Genomic DNA, 18582 nt, shown 5'->3' with positions numbered 1-18582 from the left:
CCAAGTCAGGTACTGCAAGCAGCGAGGCGCTGCCGCGCATGCCGCGGCAACGCCCGGCTGCAACTCAATACAGCTTGCGCTCGGCCGCCGGCGGCGGCGTCCACTGGTACAGCCAGGTTTCGGTCAGCGGCTTGCCGCCGGCGCGCAGGAACAAGCGGATGTCGATCTGCTGGGTGCCCTCGTCCGGCGGCACAACGTCGAACATCGCGCGGTAGCCGGAGAGTTCGTGCAGCGGCCGCGCCGAGACGATCTCGGTGCTGCCGCGGCTCAGCTGCAGCACCGCCTCGACCTTGGCGTCCTTGTCCTTGCCGAGCCTGGCCAGCTCGCCGCCGACGAAGTCCACCGCGAAGCGCCAGGAGAAATGGCTGCGCTTCTGCCCGACCACGCCGCCCAGGCCGGTGCGCGTGGCCACGCACTGCGCCAGCGGCGAGGACGCCGGCGGCTGCGCGCCCCAGTACAGGCGATAGCCGAACAGCAGTTCCTGCCCAGGCTGCGGCTTGTCCTGCGGATTCCAGAACGCGACGATGTTGTCGAAGGTCTCGTCGACGGTGGGGATCTCCACCAGCTGCACCGAGCCCTTGCCCCAGCCCTGCTTCGGTTCCACCCACAGGCACGGGCGCTTCTCGTAGTACACGCCGTCGTCGTGGTAGTGGTCGAAGTTGCGGTCGCGCTGCAACAGGCCGAAGCCGCGCGGGTTCTCGTCGACGAACATGTTGAAGCGCAGCTGCGGTGGGTTGCACAGCGGCCGCCAGATCCATTCGCCGCCGCCGGTCCACATCGCCAGGCCGTCGGTATCGTGGATCTCCGGGCGCCAGTCCCAGTCCATGCGGCGGTCGTTCTCGCCGACCTGGTACATGCTGGTGCACGGCCCCAGGCCCAGCCGCTCGATGGTCTTGCGCGGATACAGCGCGCTGTCGATGTCCATCAGCAGCACGTCGCCGTTGGTGATCGCGAAGCGGTAGGCGCCGGCCACGCTCGGCGAGTCCAGCAGCGCGTACACCACCACGGTGTCCGAACCGGCCTTGGGCTGCTCCAGCCAGTAGGCGATGAAGTCCGGGAATTCCTCCGGCCCGCCGGTGCCGGTATCGATCGCCAGGCCGCGCGCGGACTGGCCGTACTGGCCTTCCTTGCCCACCGCGCGGAAATAGCTGGCGCCGAGGAACGCGGCGAAGTCGCGGTCGGTGTCCTGCTTGGTGTTGAGGCGGAAGCCGGCGAAGCCCAGCTCCTGGGGCAGGTGCTTGCCCTGCAGGCCGCTCTTGCCGTAATCGAACGCGGCGCCGTCGTAGGCCAGTTCCTGCGCCTGCCCGTCGACCAGGTCGAACATGTGCACCGGCGACTTGAAGTACAGGCCCAGGTGGAAGAACTTGGCCTGGAACTTCGAAGCGTTGTCCACCGCCCACAAGGCGTGATCCTGGCGGTAGCGGATCGACTGGTATTGGTCCCAGTTCAACGATTCCAGCGGTCCCGGCAGCACCCGCTTGTGGCTCTGGTAGGGCGCCTGGGCCATGGCCCGGGCATGGCCCTTGAGCCAGGCGTAATCGAAGGGCTGCGGCTTGCCCAGCCGGCGCAGGCCGACCGCGGGGGCGGCCTGGCCGAGCATCGGCATCGCGGGCAAGCCCATGGCGGCGAAGGCCGCGGCGGCGTTCTTGAGGAAATCGCGTCGTTGCATGGGCCGGATCGAAGGGGAAAGGGCCTCCATCATAAACAAGCGGCGTTAAACGCGAGAGCTACGGCGCGGCACACGCGCCGTCCAACACCAGCGCCGCAGCGTGCCGGCACAGGAAGCTGCGCTGCTGCGCCGGGTCGTCGCCGCCGGCGTAGTCCAGCAACGTCCATTGCTCTTCGGCCTGCATGTTCTGGCCTGGCGCCAGGGTCCGGTATGGCGCGTGCACTTCCATTTCCAGCAGGCCGCCGCCCGGAGCGGAGGCCGGCGCATCCAGATAGAACTCGACCTGACCCTGCTCGGGTTGGATGCGCGCAAGCGGCTGGTGGGCGAAGCGGATCACCCAGGCCTGGCCGCCGGAAAAGGCGGCGATCCAGCCCGCCGACGGCTGCAGCAGCAACTTGCCGCGTTGTCCGGCGCTGCCCGGCGGCGCGGCCGCCAGCGCCATCAGCCCGTCCTGCAGCACGTACTGCGGCGGCGCGTAGCCGGCGCCATCGCTGGGCTGCACGCGGATGTCGGCAGCCGCCGCGACCGGCACCAGCACCCGCGTGGCCGCGCTCACCCGGGTGTTGAACCACAGGTCCCAGGCCACCGCGGTCTTGCGCACGTTCTGCGCCTGCACCTGCAGCCGCACGCTATCGGCACGCTGCGGCGACACCGCGAAGGTCTTGCGCAGCCGCACGCCGCTGACCGGGCTGTCCACGCCGCGCAGCTGCAGGCGCTGCGGCGCGCGCGCGGTGACGGTGGTGGTGGCGAAGCTCAGGTACGGATCCGGCGGCCAGTTCGCATGCGCCGCGCGCCGCGCCGGATTGGCGTGCTGGTGCTGCCACCACGCGCTCTGCGGCCCGACCCAGACATCGTGGCCGAAATACGGAATGTCGTCGGCCGCCGCGCTGACCGTCGGCAGCCGCTGGCGCTGCACCGCGTCGCCGACCTTGATCAGGTTCGGCCCACCGCTGCGCTGGAAGCCTAGCACGCGCCCGCCCAGGGTCGGGGTGACCGTGAGCCGGACCACGCCGTTGTCCATGACCCACGGCGCGTTCGCGTCGGCATTGGTGGACATTGCCCGTGTCGCGGCCCTGCCGGTCGTGTCTGCGCCCGCCAGCGCGAGCAAGAGCGCGCACGATTGCCACCGCACATTCTGCTTGTCGGTACGCATGACGGACCTGCGATCGAGGAAGGGAACCCGATTGTGGCGACTGCACGGCCGTGACGACAATGAGCCGGTGCAAGCCGCGAAATCGCTGCGGCCGGCGCCGCCGCGGCACATCGTGCTGCGTGGCCAGCAGCGCGCGCTGCCGCTCCAGCAGCAGCAAGGCTTCGCGATAGTCGCCCAGGCCGATGCGCAGGCGCGCGATCACGCCCTGCAGTTCGGCACGCGCCAAGGGCTGCCGCAGCAGCTCGCGTTCGCCGCGCTGCTCGCCGCTGGCGAGCAGACCGCGCAGGTCGAAGCCGTCGCCGCGTTGCGCATTGCCGGCGCGATCGAACAGGCCGATCACGAAATCCTGCATGGCCTGCGCGCGCACGGTCTCGCGCTGCGCCTCGCGCACCTGCCACAGCGCCACGCCCGCGGCACCGAGCAGCGCGGCCGCGGTCACGCTGCCGAACACCGCGCTCCAGCGGTGTCGCTGCAGGTATTTCTGCAGGCAGTAGATCAGGCCCTGCGGGCGCGCCTGCACCGTCCGCCACTGCAGATAGCGGCGCAAGTCCTGGGCCAGCGCCTCGGCCGGATCGCGCTGCCCCTGCTGCGCGGCGCGCGTCACTGCCGCCGACGGCCGCGGCGCCTCCACCGCCAGGATCGCGCGCTCCCACTCGGCGTCGCTGCTGCGGCGCAGGGTGTAGGGCTTCTGGTCGGTGAGCAGTTCATACAGCACCACGCCCAGCGAATACACATCGGTCAGCGTGGTGATCGGTTCGCCGCGCACCTGCTCCGGCGCGGCGTAGTGCAGGGTGAACGCGCGCACTTCGGTGCGCGGATGCGGATCGGCTGCGGTGCCGGCCTCGATAGCGAGCAGCTTGGCGATGCCGAAGTCGAGCCGGCGCACCTCGCCTGCGGCGTTGACCAGGATGTTGGACGGCTTCAGGTCGCGATGTACGATCAGGTTGGCGTGGGCGTGACTGACCACCTCGCATACCTGCAGGAACAGCCGCAGCCGCGCGCTCACCGCCAGCTGCAGGCGCTGGCAATGATCGGTGAGCGGCTCGCCTTCGACATAGGCCAGCGCCAGGTGCGGGTGCTCCAGCCGCGCCAGGATCTCGCGCTCGCGGGTGAAGCGCTGGCGCAGCGCGGCGTCGGCGTAGCCGGGACGCAGCAGTTTCAACGCGACCTGGCGCTGGTACAGGCCGTCGACGCGCTGCGCCAGCCAGACCTGGCCCATGCCGCCTTCGCCGAGCAGCCGCTCCAGCGCATACGGCCCGGTCCGGCTACCGGCGCACAGGCACTCCGTTGAGGTGTGCCAGCAGCAGCGCGCTGAGCAGGTCCGATCCGGCCGCGCCCAGCGCCAGCATCTGCACCAGGTCGTCGGCGCTGGCCGGATCCTGCGCGCGCAACTGCGCCAGCGGCGCCGCGCGCGCCTCCGCGGTCAGCTCCAGCAATTCGTCGAGCAACAACGACAGGCGTTGCCACTGCAGCGCGTCCATGCGGTGCTCCGGTCGGTCCTAGTGATCCTGCATCGGCGCCAGCAGGAAGATGCGCGCCTTCTGCCAGTCGCGGCGGATGCTGCGTTCGGAGCGCTGCATCAGCTCGGCGATCTCCTGTTCGGACAGGCCGGCGAAATAGCGCAGCTCCACCACTTTGGCCAGGCGCGCATCGATCGCCTGCAGCCGGTCCAGCGCCACGTCCAGCGCCAGCAAATCCTTGTCCAGGCGCACCCCGCCGCTGTCCTCTGGGATCTCGGCAAGGCGTTTGAGATCGTCGCCGCGCGTGCGGGTCAGGCGATTGCGCGCGTAATCCACCACCACGCTGCGCATTGCCGAGGCGGCGTAGGCGAAGAAGTGCGCGCGGCCGTCGAAGCGGGCCGTGCCGTGCGCGCCGAGCAGCTTCAGATAGGACTCGTGGACCAGCGAGGCCGCATCCAGGGTCTGCGCCCGCTGCCCGGCCAACTGGCGCCGGGCGATGCTGTGCAGTTCCTGGTAGAGCGTGCTGAACACGCGATCCAGCGCCGCGCGGTCGCCGCCGCGCGCGGCATCCAGCCACACGGTGATCTCGGGGGCGGTCTCTACCACGGCGGTCTTTCCTCCGGCCGGGAGTCGCGCGGTCTATAGCGCGCGTCGGCGGCCAGCGGCTGCCGTCCGTCAGCGCTGGCAGCTCCCGCACCAGACGCTGGCGCGCTGGCCGATGCTGGCGTGGCGCAGCGGCCGCCCACAGCGCTTGCAGGCCTCGCCCTCGCGGCCGTAGACCGCCAGTTCCTGCTCGAAATAGCCGGGTGCCCCGTCCGGACTGATGAAGTCGCGCAAGGTGGTGCCGCCGCGGCCGATGGCATAGCCGAGGATCGCCTTGGCCGCCTCGGCCAGGCGCGCATAGCGTGCCCGCGAGACCTCCCCGGCCTCGCGCAGCGGACTGATTCCTGCCTGGAACAGGCTTTCGGCGGCATAGATGTTCCCGACCCCGACCACGACGCGTTGGTCCATCAAGAACGTCTTGACCGGCGCACTGCGACCACGGCTGCGCTGGAACAGATAATCGCCGTCGAAATCGTCCGACAGCGGCTCCGGCCCCAGCGCCTCCAGCAGCGGGTGGGTCTGGCCCGGCGCCTGCCACAGCAGACAGCCGAACCGGCGCGGATCGTTGAAGCGCAGCACGCGCCCGTCTTCCAGGCTGATATCGACATGATCGTGCGCCCGCGGCGGCGTGTCCCCGGGCAACACCCGCAGGCTGCCCGACATGCCCAGGTGCAGCAGCGCGCTGCCGGCGGCGGTGTCCATCAGCAGGTATTTGGCGCGGCGGCGGATGCCATCGATGCGCTGCCCCGGCAGCTGCTGCGCCACCTCCGGCGGGATCGGCCAGCGCAGGTCCGACCGCCGCAGGATCACGCCGTGGATGCGCCGCCCCAGCAGATGCGGCTCCAGGCCGCGCCGGGTTGTTTCTACTTCGGGGAGTTCGGGCATGGGGGCTGGACTGCCGTGGCGTGCGATTGACAAGCTTAGCTGGCGCAATCCGACATTGTCGCCACAACGCACAGCGCTATTGGACACCGGATGTGGGCGGCAGCCAGCCACGCTTGGTCAAGCGTGGTTTTGCGTTTTTTACTGCGGCGGCGCCGCCAACTCTCTTGCGCTGAGGTAGCCATCGCCATTGCTGTCCTGCTTGCGAAAGCGCGCAGTCAGTATGGCCTGGTGCTGGACTCGGCTGATCGGCTTGCCGCGCCCGCCGGGAAGTTCGGCCGGGCTGAGCACGCCGTCGTGGTCGGTGTCGCGGGCGTCGAAGGCGTAGCTCATCCAGGCCAGGTATTCGTCCAGGCTGACGCGGCCGTCGCCGTCGCGGTCCATCCGTTGCAAATAGTTTCCGGTGGTATCGACGACCTGCGCGCTGGCGGCGGCGATCGCGCCGCTCAGCGCGGCCAGCAGGACCAGCAGCGCCGTGAACGACGAACGCCGCACGAGGCGGCGTTCGCGAAGCGGCTGCGGGAGCCTGCAGGTCATTGCGCCGCCTCGGGTCATGCCAGGGCGTAACCCTTCAAGCGCGCGGCGTACGCCTGCAGGGCGGCGATGCCGCTGGACTCGGCGTCGTGGCACCAGGCCTGCAGTTGCTTCAGGCGTTCGTTGGCGTCGTGGCTGCGCGCTTCCAGCAGGGCCGCCAGGCGCGCGCGGTGTTCGACCAGGGTGCGCATGCGCGGGCGCTGCGCGACCCAGAGCTGCAGCTGTTCGCGCGCATCGGGCTTGAGCCAGCGGCCGTCGTCGACCAGGCCCTTACGCAGGCGCCCCGGCAGCAGCTGACGCAGCTTGGCGCCGGCCTGCGCGGCCTCTTCCTTCAGCGCCGGGGTGAACACGTTGCGCTGGTAGTCGGTCATCGCCTGGAAGCGGTGCGAGAGCAATGCGCGCAGGGTATCGGCATCGGGCACGGAGATGTTCGGGCGCACGTCCAGGGTCGGCGCCACGCGCAGGATCCTGGCCAGACGCAGCGCGGCCAGCGCGCGGATCGCGACCCAGCCGATGTCCAGTTCCCAGCGCCGCATCGAGAAGCGCGCCGAACTCGGGAACGCGTGGTGGTTGTTGTGCAGTTCTTCGCCGCCGATCCACAGCGCCCATGGGGTGAGGTTGGTCGAGGTGTCGGCCGATTCGAAGTTGCGGTAGCCCCACCAATGGCCGAGGCCATTGACCACGCCGGCCGCCCAGAACGGGATCCAGGCCATCTGCAATGCCCACAGCGCGATGCCGGGCAGGCCGAACAGCAGGAAGTTGACTGCCAGCAACGCCACCGGACCCAAGTTCGCGCGCGGGGTATACAGGCGGCGCTCGATCCAGTCGTCCGGGGCGCCCTTGCCGTACTGCTCAATGTCGCCGCGCATGGCGCGCGCTTCGCGGTACAGCTCCACGCCGCGCCAGAACACGCGGCCGATGCCCTTGGTCTGCGGGCTGTGCGGATCCTCGTCGGTCTCGACCTTGGCGTGGTGCTTGCGATGGATCGCCACCCACTCCTTGGTGATCATCGAGGTGGTGAACCAGGTCCAGAAGCGGAAGAAGTGCGACAGCAGCGGATGGAAATCGACGCCGCGATGCGCCTGGCTGCGGTGCAGGTACAAGGTCACCGCGAAGATGGTCAGCTGGGTGAACACCAGCAGCACCGCCAGCATGCCCCACCAGCCGACGTCGAGCAGGCCGGTGCTGAGGAAGTCGAAGATCGCGTCGGACATTGCCAGAACTCCAGGCCGATGAAGGCATGCGCCAGGTTGATATGGAAGACATGATGGGGGCAGTGGCGGCAAACTTCACCCATCGCCTGCGTACGGTATTCAGCCGCTGCGCGCTCTTGATCTCAGAACGGTGTCACTTCCATGTCCGTCGCCATTTCCGATGCAACTCTCGTGCCGGCCGCCGCGCCGCTGATCGAACTGGACCGCGCCAGCGTGGTGCGCGGCCAGGTGCGCGTACTGCACGAACTGAGCCTGCGCATCGCGCTCGGCCAGCACACCGCGATCCTCGGCCCGAACGGCTGCGGCAAGTCCTCGTTCATCAAGCTGATCACACGCGAGCTGTATCCGCTCGCACGCGCCGGCGAAGCCCCGCCGGTGCGAGTGCTGGGCCAGAGCCGCTGGCAGGTGGACCGACTGCGCAGCCAGTTGGGCATCGTCAGCGGCGACCTCAGCGTCAATCTCGCCGACATGCCCGGGCTGGACGTAGAGAGCGCGGTGCTGTCAGGCTTCTTCGCCAGCTACGTGGTGCCGCCGCATCGCGAGGTGACCCAGACCATGCGCGACCGCGCGCGCGCGGCGCTGCAGCTGGCGCATGCGTTGCCGTTGCTGCAGCGGCCGTACGCGGAGCTGTCGGCCGGCGAGACCCGGCGCGTACTGATCGCGCGCGCGCTGGTCAACCGGCCGCAGGCGCTGCTGCTGGACGAACCCGGCACCGGGCTGGACCTGATCGCGCGCCAGCACCTGCTGGCGACGATGCGCGGCCTCGCCAGCCAGGGCATCACCCTGGTGCTGGTGACCCACCACATCGAAGAGATCGTGCCGGAGATCGAGCGGGTGATCCTGCTGCGCGGCGGCCACGTGTATGCCGATGGCAAGCGCGAGGAACTGCTGGCCGATGCGCCGTTGTCGGCGGTGTTCGGCGGCCCGGTGCGGGTGCGCCGCGACGGCGTGAGCTATAGCGCGAGCGTGGCCGAGCCGGAGTGAATCGTGGGCGGACAGGCCTGCAACGGCAGCGCGGACCCACCCCCGCTCAAGGCGCCAGCGGGCGATGGATCTCGGCGACGTAGCCGCGGGAATTCCACCACCGCGCTGCGCCGGTCTTGCGCGGCGAACGGGCGCCACCAGCGGCAGCAACGCGTGCGCGACCAGGCCTTCGCGCTGCAGGTCGCGCAGGGTCTGGGCGCATGCGCTGCGCGACATCGATCGCCGCCCTGGTGCCCTGAGCGGCACAACACGCGCTAGCCTTGCCGATGAGCATCATGGCGGTAGCCGCGGGCCTGGTTCGAGCGGCACGGAGATGCGTGGCGAACCAAACCAGACACCAACATCATGAGCGAATACCAGTACTACGAATTTGCGGCCATCGACCGGCCATTAACCCGTACCGAAATGGCCGAGCTGCGCGCGCTGTCCACCCGCGCCGTCATCACGCCCAGCGGCTTCACCAACCACTACGACTGGGGCGACCTCAAGGCCGACCCCGCCGAATGGATGCGGCGCTACTTCGATGCCTTCGTCTATTGGGCCAACTGGCACACCTGTCGGCTGTCGCTGCGATTGCCGAAAGCCGCGTTCCGCAAGACCGAGTTGCAGCCCTTCGGCAACCGCGCGACACTCTCGATCCAGTCCAGCAACACGCATTGGGTGCTGCACTGGACGCTCGCCGAAAGCGAAGACGACGACCGTTTTGCCATGGACGATGGCCACGGCTGGATGCGGCGACTGATTCCGCTGCGCGATGAGTTGTTGCGTGGCGACATGCGACCGCTTTACCTAGGCTGGCTAGCCGGTATCGACACGCTGCGGGAAGACGCACTGGAGCCGGAACTTCCGCGTGGGATGGCGGAACTGTCGCCCGCACAGCAGGCGTTGGCCGAATTCCTGGAGGTCGATCCGGATCTGTTGGAAGCTGCGGGCAGCGGTCGTCCTGCGTCCGCGCCATCGCCTGGGGACGAAGCGCAGCGCATCGCTGCCTGGTTGGATCGATGGCAGCCCGATGCGATGAAGGACGTACTCAGGCGCATCGTGCTGGGACAGGGGCAGGACGCAGAGCGGCAGGTGAAATCACACTATGCTGCCTGGCTGAAGGCACGGCGTCCGGCATCCTCGGGTTCTCCCAGACGCCGCGTGGCCGAGTTGTGCGAACTGGCCGGGTCGTTGGCCTCGGTCCGCCGGGAGCGAGAGGCCAAAGCACACGCGAAGCACGAAGCCCAGCGCCGCAAGCAGCGCGAAGCCAAGCTACGCCAGTTGATGACCGATCCGGGAAAACTCTGGAAAGCGGCCCACGCCCACGCCACGCGTGGCGGTGCGTCGGGCTACGCGCAAGCGGTGTCTGCGCTGGCCGAGCTTGCCGAAGGTTATGCAATGCTCTGCAGCCGCGACGCCTTCGACCGGGATCTGCGGCGCTTTCTCGCTCCCCATGCCAAACGTGCGGCCCTGCTGCGCCGTTTGGCCGATGCCGGTCTATGGTCGGAATGAACGACGACGGCGACCCACCGCGACGAACGCGTACGCGGTGATGCCGAGAACGCCCGCGTGGTCGGCCCAGCGGCAAACGCATGACGTGGCAGGGCGAACGCCCGCGCCGCGCCTCACTTCCCGATGCAGAAGCTGGAGAAGATCCGCCCCAGCACATCGTCGGCGCTGAGATGGCCGACGATCTCGCCCAGCGCGGCGTGCGCCAGGCGCAGTTCCTCGGCAGCCAGTTCGAGCCGCTCGTAGCCCAGTTCGGCGGCCGCGGCAGCGGCGTGCTCTGCGGCGCGCTGCAAGGCCTCCACGTGGCGCGCGCGCGCGGAGAATTCACCATCACTGCCGTCGCCGGCGGCCTGCCCGGCGATCGCACGCAGGCATGCGTGCAGCCGTTCGAGACCGCTGCCGGTGCTGGCGGAAACGTACACGCTGTCGGCTGTGGACTCGGGCACCGCGTCGAGCAGGTCGCTCTTGTTGTGGATCCACAGCCGCTGCGGCACGTCGGCGATGGCCTCGGCGATCGCCGCGCGGCCGGCGTCGGTAGCGCGCGCGTCGAGCACGATCAGCGCCAGGTCGGCGCGCTGCAGCTCCAGTCGCGCGCGGCGCATGCCTTCGCGCTCGATCGCATCGCCGCCATCGCGCAGGCCGGCAGTGTCGACCAGGGTCAGTTCGACGCCGTCCAGGCGCACGGTCTCGCGCAAGGTGTCGCGGGTAGTGCCGGCGATGTCGGTGACGATGGCGCGCTCGCTGCCGGCCAGCGCGTTGAGCAGCGAACTCTTGCCGGCGTTCGGCGGCCCCACCAGCACCGCATGCAGGCCGTCGCGCAGGCGCCGGCCGCGCTCGGCGTCCAGCAGCAGTTGCGCCAGGTCCGCGTGCGCCTGCGCCAGACCGGCGCGGACCTGGTCGCCACCGAGCGTGTCCAGCGATTCGTCGGCGAAATCGATCGCCGCCTCGGTGTGGATGCGCAGCCGCAACAGGTGCTCGGCCAGGGCCTCGACCCGGCGCGAGAACACGCCGTCCAGCGACCTGCGCGCCGCGCGCGCCGCGCGCAGGTCGCCGGCGGCGATCAGGTCGGCGATGGCCTCGGCCTGGGCCAAGTCCAGCTTGCGGTTGAGGAACGCGCGCGCGCTGAACTCGCCCGGCCGCGCCGGCCGCGCGCCAAGCTCGCAGCAGCGCGCCACCAGTTGCCGCAGCAGCACCGGGCTGCCGTGCGCCTGCAGTTCCAGCACGTCCTCGCCGGTGAAGCTGCGCGGCGCCGGGAACCACAGCGCGATGCCGTCGTCGACCGTTTGCCCATGCGCATCGCGAAACCGCGCGTAGCGCGCCGTGCGCGGCGGCAGCGCGCCCAGGCCGAGGCCGGTGCCGATCGCCGCGGCCAGGCGCCCGGACACGCGCACCACGCCGACGCCGCCCGCACCCGGGGCGGTGGCGATGGCGGCGATGGTATCGGCGGTGTGCGGCATGGCGAAGAACGTCCTGGCGACGCTGCAGGCTACAACGTCTGCAGCTGGCGGCGCGCATAAGCCGCCGAGGCATCGCTCGGTTGCAGTTCCAGAGAGGTGGCAGGACAGGCCAGCGCACAGTGCCGCGGCCGCATCCGCAACGCCCGCCTGGCGGCGGGCGGTGTTGAATCTACTTCTTGGTCTTGGCCGGCGGTTTGGCGCCGGCGCCAACAGTGGCCGCCTCGCCGTGACGCTTGGTCATCCACCACTGCTGCAACAGACCCAGCGAACCGTTGGTGACCCAGTACAGCACCAGGCCCGACGGCACGAAGGCCATCATCACGCCGAACACCAGCGGCATGAACTGCATCATCCGCGCCTGCATCGGGTCCATGCCCGGCGACGGCGTCAACTTCTGCGTCAGCCACATCACCGCCACGTTGATCACCGGCAGAATGAAGTACGGATCGCGCGCGGTCAGGTCCTGGATCCAGGCGAACCACGGCGCCTGGCGCAGCTCCACCGATTCCACCAGCACCCAGTACAGCGCGAAGAAGATCGGCATCTGCACCAGCACCGGCAAGCAGCCGCCCATCGGGTTGATCTTCTCCTTCTTGTACAGCTCCATCATCGCCGTCTGGAACTTCTGCTTGTCGTCGCCGTAGCGTTCCTTGAGCTGCTGGATGCGCGGCTGGAACTTGCGCATCTTGGCCATGCTCTTGTACTGCGCGGCCGACAGTGGATACAGCATCAGCTTCAATAGGATCACCAGGCCCACGATCGACCAGCCCCAGTTGCCGAGCAGGGTGTGCAGGTGGCTGAGCACCCAGAACAGGCCCTGGCCCAGGATCGCCATCAGCGAGAAACGGCTGTAGTCGACCACGCGGTCCAGCCCGCGCACGTTTTCCTTGGCGATCTGGTTGACCAGCTTCGGCCCGATCCACAGCCGCGCTTCGCTGCTGGCGCGCGCGCCGGGGGCCACGGTGAAGCCCGGGCCACGCGCTTCGATCACATGCCGCGGGCCGTCGTTGGACAGCACGTACAGCGCATCCTGGTCGGCCTGCGGGATCCAGCCGGTGAAGAAATGGTGCTGGAGCAGCGCGATCCAGCCGCCCTTGATGGTCTGGTTGACCGGACCGTCTTCCAGGAAATCCTTGAACGCGCGGCGCTGGTAGCCGTCCTGCGCACTGAACCAGGTAGCGCCATTGAAGCTGAAGGAATCCGGGTTGGTCATGCCGCGGCTGACGATGGTCGGCACCCGGCTCAGCTTGCGGAACACGTAGCCCTGCCAGGGCTTGCTGCCCTGGTTGACGATCTCGTCCTTGATCTGCACCGCGTAGTGGCCGCGCTGCACGGTGTAGACGCGGCGGATGCTGATGCCGTCCGGGCCGTTCCACACGAACGGCACCTGCAGCGCGTCCTGGCCCTTGGCCAGCACGTAGTCCTTGCCCGGCTGCTCGGGGCGGAAGCCGCCTGGGCCTGGCGACGGCGCGTTGTTTTCGCCGACCCAGCCGCTGGTGGCGGTGTACGGATGCACCGGGTCTTCGGTGAGCAGCGCCACCGGCGGGCTGCCGGGCTGCTTGGTCTGCGGGAACAGCAGCAGATCCGCATCGAACACGCTGCGCCCGTCCAGGGTCAGGTGCAGCACGTCGGTGGTGATGGTGACCCGCGGCGCGGCGCTGGCGGCGGCTGGCGCAGCGGTCTCGCTGCCCACGCCGGGCACGGTCGCAGCGCCCGGTTCGGTGGCGCGCGGCACGGCCTGGGTGCCGCTGGCGCCGGCATCGGCGTCCTGCGCGGGCGGTACCGCGGCCGTGGTCGCAATGGCGGTCGCATCGGCCGCAGGCGCGGCGTGCTCCTTGTTCCACTCCATCCACAACAGGGCCGCGACCATCAGCCAGGCAAAGATCAGGAAAAGGCGGGTCTGGTTCATCGGACAGGCAAGCTCGGCTCAGCCAGAAACGGGTTCTGACTTGGAAGTGGGGGAAGAAGGAAGCAGGGGCGGCGGCATTGTGCCGTCCGCAGCCGGGGCCGGCAATGCACCAGCGCGACGCAGCAGGCGCAGATAGGCCTGACGCAGCTGTTCGCCGCTGGCCTGGGCGGCGGCGCTGCGCGCCACCACCACATAGTCGCCGGGCGCCAGCCACGGCAGCAGATGCCGCGTGGCGTCGCGCAGGACGCGTTTGATGCGATTGCGGACCACGGCGCGCTTGTCGACCTTGCGCGACACGGCCAAGCCGAGCCGCGCGGGGTGGTCCGCGCTGCACCAGTGCAGGCTCATCAGCGGTTCGGAGCAGCGGCGTGCGGCATCGAACACGACGCGGTATTCCGCAGAAGTGCGAACCCGCGCAGAGCGAGGAAATCGCCTACGCGGGTCGGGATGATTCACGGTCCGGATTGCAGGCGCCGCCTGGGGCGGCGACGCAATCAAGCGCTAAGGCGCTTGCGGCCCTTGGCGCGGCGACGGGCCAGGATCTTGCGGCCGTCGGCGGTGGCCATGCGGGCACGGAAGCCGTGGTCGCGCTTGCGCTTGAGGTTGCTGGGCTGGAATGTGCGCTTGGTGGCCATCGGGGCGCTCTGTCTGAATGAGGCGGAAAGAACCGGAAATTCTATAGAACCAACCGGGGTGCGGTCAACTGCTCTTTCACCGGCGCTGAGAGGGGCGCCACGCGCAGCCTGTGGATGAATCTGTGAATAGATGCGGGAAAACCATTCCCGACCCCGCGTGCCGATGGTAGTCTGGCCCATCTGCTTTCCTCTTTTCACCGGCCGAGTGCGCCGCGATGTTTCGCGCCTCACGCCTGGTCTCTCAATGAATTACATCTGATGGATGCTTGGCCCCGTTGCCTGGAACGTCTGGAAGCTGAATTTCCAGCCGAGGACGTTCACACCTGGTTGAAACCGCTGCAAGCCGAACAGCGCCATGACAACAGCATGGTCCTGTACGCCCCGAACGCCTTCATCGTCGAACAGGTGCGCGAGCGCTACCTGGCGCGGATCCGCGAGCTGATGACCTATTTCGCCGGCAGCGGCGAGGTGGCATTGCAGGTCGGCTCGCGTCCGCGCGCGCCGGAGCCGGTGCTCGCGGCCACGAACGATGCGGCCGCCGCGCGCACGCCGCCGCCGGCGCTGCTGGAGCCATTCGCCGGCAACCTCGACGCGCACTACACCTTCGCCAACTTCGTCGAAGGCCGCAGCAACCAGCTCGGCCTGGCCGCGGCCACGCAGGCGGCGCAAAAACCCGGCGACCGCGCGCACAACCCGCTGCTGCTGTACGGCAGCACCGGCCTGGGCAAGACCCACCTGATGTTCGCCGCCGGCAACGCGATGCGCGAGCAGAACCCCAACGCGCGGGTCATGTACCTGCGCTCGGAACAGTTCTTCAGCGCGATGATCCGCGCGCTGCAGGACAAGACCATGGACCAGTTCAAGCGCCAGTTCCAGCAGGTGGATGCGCTGTTGATCGACGACATCCAGTTCTTCGCCGGCAAGGACCGCACCCAGGAAGAGTTCTTCCACACCTTCAACGCGCTGTTCGACGGCCGCCAGCAGATCATCCTGACCTGCGACCGCTACCCGCGCGAGGTCGAAGGCCTGGAGCCACGGCTGAAGTCGCGCCTGGCCTGGGGCCTGTCGGTGGCGATCGACCCGCCCGACTTCGAGACCCGTGCGGCGATCGTGCTGGCCAAGGCGCGCGAGCGCGGCGCCGACATCCCCGACGACGTGGCGTTCCTGATCGCCAAGAAGATGCGCTCCAACGTGCGCGACCTGGAAGGGGCGCTCAACACGCTGGCCGCCCGCGCCAACTTCACCGGCCGCGCGATCACCACCGAGTTCGCCCAGGAGACGCTGCGCGACCTGCTGCGCGCGCAGCAGCAGGCGATCGGCATCCCCAACATCCAGAAGACCGTGGCCGACTACTACGGCCTGCAGATCAAGGACCTGCTGTCCAAGCGCCGTACGCGCTCGCTGGCGCGGCCGCGGCAGGTGGCGATGGCGCTGACCAAGGAGCTGACCGAACACAGCCTGCCGGAGATCGGCGATGCGTTCGCCGGCCGCGACCACACCACCGTGCTGCACGCCTGCCGCCAGATCAAGCACCTGATGGAAACCGACGGCAAGCTGCGCGAGGACTGGGACAAGCTGATCCGCAAGTTGAGCGAGTAGCCCGGTAGGCGGGCGCCCGGCAAGGCGCGGAGGGGAGGCGTGGCGCCCCTCCACGGCACCTGCCGACGACGCTTTGATAAAACGGTGCATGACTTCGCGACAAATCCGGTAGAAACTGTGGATAACGTGCAGCGCGGCGGCGCCGGGAAAACTATCCACAGGTTTCCCCACCCCTACAGGGGCAGTAATACCCGGGATTGAGGGGCTAAAAACCCGTTTGATTCCAGAGAGTTAAGCTACCTTTGCACCGAAAATCGCTCTACCATCACCACCAAGCTTTTGATTTATTCCATATCTTTTTAAAGCATAGGGGCACGGAACCACATGCGTTTCACACTGCAGCGCGAAGCCTTCCTCAAGCCATTGGCGCAAGTCGTCAATGTGGTCGAACGCCGCCAGACCTTGCCGGTTCTGGCCAACTTCCTGGTGCAGGTGCACGACGGGCAACTGTCGCTGACCGGTACCGACCTGGAAGTGGAAATGGTGTCGCGCATCGTGGTCGACGATGCGCAGGACGGCGAAACCACCATCCCGGCACGCAAGCTGTTCGAGATCATTCGGGCGCTGCCTGACGGCAGCAAGATCACCGTGACCCAGAACGGCGACAAGATCACCGTGCAGGCCGGGCGCAGCCGCTTCACCCTGGCCACGCTGCCGGCCAACGATTTCCCGTCGGTGGACGAGGTCGAAGCCACCGAACGGGTGCTGGTGCCGGAAGCGGCGCTGAAGGAGCTGATCGAGCGCACCGCGTTCGCGATGGCGCAGCAGGACGTGCGCTACTACCTCAACGGCCTGCTGTTCGACCTCCACGACCAGACCTTGCGCTGCGTGGCCACCGACGGCCACCGCCTGGCGCTGTGCGAGACCGCGCTGGAGAACGCCAGCGGCGCCAAGCGCCAGATCATCGTGCCGCGCAAGGGGGTGACCGAGCTGCAGCGGCTGCTGGAAGGCGGCGATCGCGAGGTCGAGTTGGAAGTCGGGCGCAGCCACGTGCGGGTCAAGCGCGACGATGTCACCTTCACCTCGAAGCTGATCGATGGCCGTTTCCCCGATTACGAAGCGGTGATCCCGATCGGCGCCGACCGCGAGGTCAAACTGGATCGCGAAGCGCTGCGCGCCGCACTGCAGCGTGCCGCGATCCTGTCCAACGAGAAGTACCGCGGCGTGCGTGTGGAAGTCTCGCCGGGCCAGCTGAAGATCAGTGCGCACAATCCCGAGCAGGAAGAGGCGCAGGAAGAGATCGAGGCCGACACCAAGGTCAGCGATCTGGCGATCGGTTTCAACGTGAACTACCTGCTCGACGCGCTGTCGGCGCTGCGCGAGGAGTTCATCGTGATCCAGCTGCGCGATGCCAACTCCTCGGCCCTGGTGCGCGAGGCCAGCAGCGCCCGCTCGCGCCACGTGGTGATGCCGCTGCGCCTCTGACCGTCGTTCGACATCCCGTGTTCCACGTGGAACACACAAAGAAACCCGGCCTAAGCGCCGGGTTTCTTTTGCCCGCGATTCGGCAGGCGATCTCGACGCCTTGCATGCTCCCTGTGGGAGCGACTTCAGTCGCGACGGGCTTTACCGCCGCGGTTTGATGTCTTCTGCCATGCATCATCGTGGTCCTGATCGCCTCATAAAGCCGGCCGCAGTGCCTGCGCGACCAAGCACTGACGCAGCAGCAAGCGTCCAGCCCCCCTCCCCACACGACGTTCGCACCCGCTTTGGGTATGCTGCCGCCCTACCCCTATGAGCCGACCCGCGTGCGCCCGGTGCGAGCGCCCTCGCCCCGATTGCCCCGCATGCACGTCTCCCGCCTCGACCTCCATCACCTGCGCCGCTTCACCGCGCTCGAACTTGCGCCTGCGCCCGGGCTGAACCTGATCACGGGCGACAACGGTGCCGGCAAGACTACGATCCTCGAGGCCATGCACTTGATGGCCTATGGCCGCAGCTTTCGCGGTCGGGTCCGCGACGGCTTGGTCAGCCAGGGCCAGGACGCGCTCGAGGTGTTCGTCGAATGGCAGGAGCGCGGCGCCGAGCCGCAACAGCCGCGGCGGCGCCGCGCCGGACTGCGCCATAGTGGCCAGGACTGGCGTGGCCGCCTGGATGGCGAAGATGTGGCCTACCTGGGCACGCTGTGCGCCGCGCTAGCGGTGGTCACCTTCGAACCCGGGAGCCATGTACTGGTGAGTGGCGGCGGCGAACCGCGCCGGCGCTTCGTCGATTGGGGCTTGTTCCACGTGGAACCTGACTTCCTGTCCCTGTGGCGCCGCTATGCGCGGGCGCTGCGCCAGCGCAATGCACTGCTCAAGAGCGGTGGCGGCGGCGCAGCCCTGGACGCCTGGGACCACGAGCTGGCCGAGGCCGGCGAACCGCTGACCTCGCGCCGCGAGCAGTATCTGGAACGGCTGCTGCAGCGCCTGCTGGCGCTGGGGCCGGAACTAGCGCCAGCGCTGGGCATCCAGCACCTGCAGTTCGCGCCTGGCTGGCGCCGCCACGAGGTGCCGCTGGCCGATGCGCTGTTGCTCAACCGCGAACGCGACCGCCAGTACGGCTATACCTCGGTCGGACCGCACCGTGCCGACTGGAGCCTGGCATTCGCGACCATCCCCGGCCGCGACGCGCTGTCGCGCGGCCAGGCCAAGCTCACCGCATTGGCCTGCCTGCTGGCCCAGGCCGAAGACTATGCCGAGCAACGCGGCGAGTGGCCGGTGATCGCCCTGGACGACCTGGCCTCGGAACTGGACCAGCATCACCAGCGGCGTGTGCTGCAGCGCCTGAAGGCCGGCCCGGCGCAGGTCTTCGTCACCGCGACCGAGACCCCGCAGGCGCTGGCCGATAGCGCCCTGCCGATTGCCCGGTTCCACGTGGAACATGGGCAGGCCGTGGCCCGTTCCTGACCGCCGCGGGGGGGGCAGGGCCGGGGCTGCTATAATTGGCCTCAATCCCCTATCCATCGGCGCGACCGGGCTCCTGCTCGCCGTCGTCCGACTCGTGGAGCCTA

At 68.7% G+C, this 18582-nt stretch carries 16 protein-coding genes and 1 pseudogene; 5 read left to right on the top strand and 12 right to left on the bottom strand.

Annotated features, from left to right (window positions below):
* Positions 1-64: 64 nt before the first annotated feature.
* The 8 genes and pseudogenes from ISN38_RS10215 to ISN38_RS10180 form a co-directional block, all read right to left on the bottom strand.
* Entirely contained in the window at positions 65-1669 is a 1605-nt protein-coding gene (locus tag ISN38_RS10215; protein WP_003469938.1) for an OpgD/OpgG family glucan biosynthesis protein, read from the bottom strand.
* A gap of 58 nt (positions 1670-1727) precedes the next feature.
* A complete protein-coding gene (locus ISN38_RS10210; protein WP_206712209.1) occupies positions 1728-2690 on the bottom strand; it encodes a DUF4380 domain-containing protein in 963 nt (320 codons plus the stop codon).
* 847 nt (positions 2691-3537) lie between these two features.
* A pseudogene (locus tag ISN38_RS20825) lies at positions 3538-4041 on the bottom strand (serine/threonine-protein kinase); the annotation flags it as partial.
* Between the two features lie 46 nt (positions 4042-4087).
* Positions 4088-4303, bottom strand: coding sequence for a hypothetical protein (locus ISN38_RS10200; RefSeq protein WP_003469944.1), 216 nt, complete (start codon positions 4301-4303; stop codon positions 4088-4090).
* 18 nt (positions 4304-4321) lie between these two features.
* Positions 4322-4888, bottom strand: coding sequence for an ECF-type sigma factor (locus tag ISN38_RS10195; protein ID WP_047325499.1), 567 nt, complete (start codon positions 4886-4888; stop codon positions 4322-4324).
* Between the two features lie 69 nt (positions 4889-4957).
* Entirely contained in the window at positions 4958-5770 is an 813-nt protein-coding gene (mutM, locus tag ISN38_RS10190) for a bifunctional DNA-formamidopyrimidine glycosylase/DNA-(apurinic or apyrimidinic site) lyase (protein WP_003469957.1), read from the bottom strand.
* 138 nt (positions 5771-5908) lie between these two features.
* Entirely contained in the window at positions 5909-6304 is a 396-nt protein-coding gene (locus ISN38_RS10185) for an EF-hand domain-containing protein (RefSeq protein WP_003469959.1), read from the bottom strand.
* A gap of 14 nt (positions 6305-6318) precedes the next feature.
* Positions 6319-7515, bottom strand: a complete 1197-nt coding sequence (locus ISN38_RS10180) for a DesA family fatty acid desaturase (RefSeq protein WP_003469962.1) — start codon at positions 7513-7515, stop codon at positions 6319-6321.
* A 141-nt stretch (positions 7516-7656) separates the two neighbouring features.
* Here ISN38_RS10180 and ISN38_RS10175 point away from each other — a divergent pair, with 141 nt between their 5' ends.
* Together ISN38_RS10175 and ISN38_RS10170 are read left to right on the top strand one after the other, a co-directional pair.
* A complete protein-coding gene (locus tag ISN38_RS10175; protein WP_038238334.1) occupies positions 7657-8499 on the top strand; it encodes an ABC transporter ATP-binding protein in 843 nt (280 codons plus the stop codon).
* A 345-nt stretch (positions 8500-8844) separates the two neighbouring features.
* On the top strand, positions 8845-9993 hold the full coding sequence (locus ISN38_RS10170; RefSeq protein ID WP_108085276.1) for a hypothetical protein: 1149 nt from the start codon (positions 8845-8847) through the stop codon (positions 9991-9993).
* A gap of 113 nt (positions 9994-10106) precedes the next feature.
* Here the strand turns inward: ISN38_RS10170 and mnmE are convergent, their stop codons facing one another.
* The 4 genes from mnmE to rpmH form a co-directional block, all read right to left on the bottom strand.
* Positions 10107-11447, bottom strand: coding sequence for a tRNA uridine-5-carboxymethylaminomethyl(34) synthesis GTPase MnmE (mnmE, locus tag ISN38_RS10165; protein WP_003469968.1), 1341 nt, complete (start codon positions 11445-11447; stop codon positions 10107-10109).
* Between the two features lie 169 nt (positions 11448-11616).
* Positions 11617-13356: a membrane protein insertase YidC gene (gene yidC, locus ISN38_RS10160; protein ID WP_003469970.1), complete on the bottom strand. Its 1740-nt coding sequence runs from the start codon at positions 13354-13356 to the stop codon at positions 11617-11619.
* Between the two features lie 18 nt (positions 13357-13374).
* Positions 13375-13812 (bottom strand): ribonuclease P protein component, encoded by a 438-nt coding sequence (gene rnpA, locus ISN38_RS10155; RefSeq protein ID WP_206711784.1) that lies wholly within the window; start codon positions 13810-13812, stop codon positions 13375-13377.
* Between the two features lie 38 nt (positions 13813-13850).
* Positions 13851-13991, bottom strand: a complete 141-nt coding sequence (gene rpmH, locus ISN38_RS10150) for a 50S ribosomal protein L34 (RefSeq protein ID WP_003469983.1) — start codon at positions 13989-13991, stop codon at positions 13851-13853.
* A gap of 258 nt (positions 13992-14249) precedes the next feature.
* Between rpmH and dnaA the strand changes: the two genes are divergently transcribed.
* The 3 genes from dnaA (at position 14250) to recF (ending at position 18478) form a co-directional block, all read left to right on the top strand.
* Positions 14250-15590, top strand: a complete 1341-nt coding sequence (gene dnaA, locus ISN38_RS10145; protein ID WP_108084478.1) for a chromosomal replication initiator protein DnaA — start codon at positions 14250-14252, stop codon at positions 15588-15590.
* Positions 15591-15914: 324 nt separating this feature from the next.
* A complete protein-coding gene (gene dnaN / locus ISN38_RS10140; protein ID WP_003469987.1) occupies positions 15915-17015 on the top strand; it encodes a DNA polymerase III subunit beta in 1101 nt (366 codons plus the stop codon).
* Positions 17016-17377: 362 nt separating this feature from the next.
* Entirely contained in the window at positions 17378-18478 is a 1101-nt protein-coding gene (recF, locus tag ISN38_RS10135) for a DNA replication/repair protein RecF (RefSeq protein WP_003469989.1), read from the top strand.
* The last annotated feature ends 104 nt before the right edge of the window (positions 18479-18582 follow it).

It is taken from the genome of Xanthomonas translucens pv. undulosa (assembly GCF_017301775.1).
GTDB classification, from domain to species: domain Bacteria; phylum Pseudomonadota; class Gammaproteobacteria; order Xanthomonadales; family Xanthomonadaceae; genus Xanthomonas_A; species Xanthomonas_A translucens.
This window is presented reverse-complemented; position numbering and strand designations above follow the sequence as displayed.

Excerpts from the sequence above, each read along its gene's own strand:
- ISN38_RS10200 (WP_003469944.1), bottom strand. The coding sequence starts at position 4,303 with ATGGACGCGCTGCAGTGGCAACGCCTGTCGTTGTTGCTCGACGAATTG.
- ISN38_RS10215 (WP_003469938.1), bottom strand. The coding sequence starts at position 1,669 with ATGCAACGACGCGATTTCCTCAAGAACGCCGCCGCGGCCTTCGCCGCC.
- ISN38_RS10170 (WP_108085276.1), top strand. The coding sequence starts at position 8,845 with ATGAGCGAATACCAGTACTACGAATTTGCGGCCATCGACCGGCCATTA.
- ISN38_RS10180 (WP_003469962.1), bottom strand. The coding sequence starts at position 7,515 with ATGTCCGACGCGATCTTCGACTTCCTCAGCACCGGCCTGCTCGACGTC.
- ISN38_RS10175 (WP_038238334.1), top strand. The coding sequence starts at position 7,657 with ATGTCCGTCGCCATTTCCGATGCAACTCTCGTGCCGGCCGCCGCGCCG.
- recF (WP_003469989.1), top strand. The coding sequence starts at position 17,378 with ATGCACGTCTCCCGCCTCGACCTCCATCACCTGCGCCGCTTCACCGCG.
- rpmH (WP_003469983.1), bottom strand. The coding sequence starts at position 13,991 with ATGGCCACCAAGCGCACATTCCAGCCCAGCAACCTCAAGCGCAAGCGC.
- yidC (WP_003469970.1), bottom strand. The coding sequence starts at position 13,356 with ATGAACCAGACCCGCCTTTTCCTGATCTTTGCCTGGCTGATGGTCGCG.
- mnmE (WP_003469968.1), bottom strand. The coding sequence starts at position 11,447 with ATGCCGCACACCGCCGATACCATCGCCGCCATCGCCACCGCCCCGGGT.
- ISN38_RS10210 (WP_206712209.1), bottom strand. The coding sequence starts at position 2,690 with ATGGACAACGGCGTGGTCCGGCTCACGGTCACCCCGACCCTGGGCGGG.
- mutM (WP_003469957.1), bottom strand. The coding sequence starts at position 5,770 with ATGCCCGAACTCCCCGAAGTAGAAACAACCCGGCGCGGCCTGGAGCCG.
- ISN38_RS10185 (WP_003469959.1), bottom strand. The coding sequence starts at position 6,304 with ATGACCTGCAGGCTCCCGCAGCCGCTTCGCGAACGCCGCCTCGTGCGG.
- dnaA (WP_108084478.1), top strand. The coding sequence starts at position 14,250 with ATGGATGCTTGGCCCCGTTGCCTGGAACGTCTGGAAGCTGAATTTCCA.
- dnaN (WP_003469987.1), top strand. The coding sequence starts at position 15,915 with ATGCGTTTCACACTGCAGCGCGAAGCCTTCCTCAAGCCATTGGCGCAA.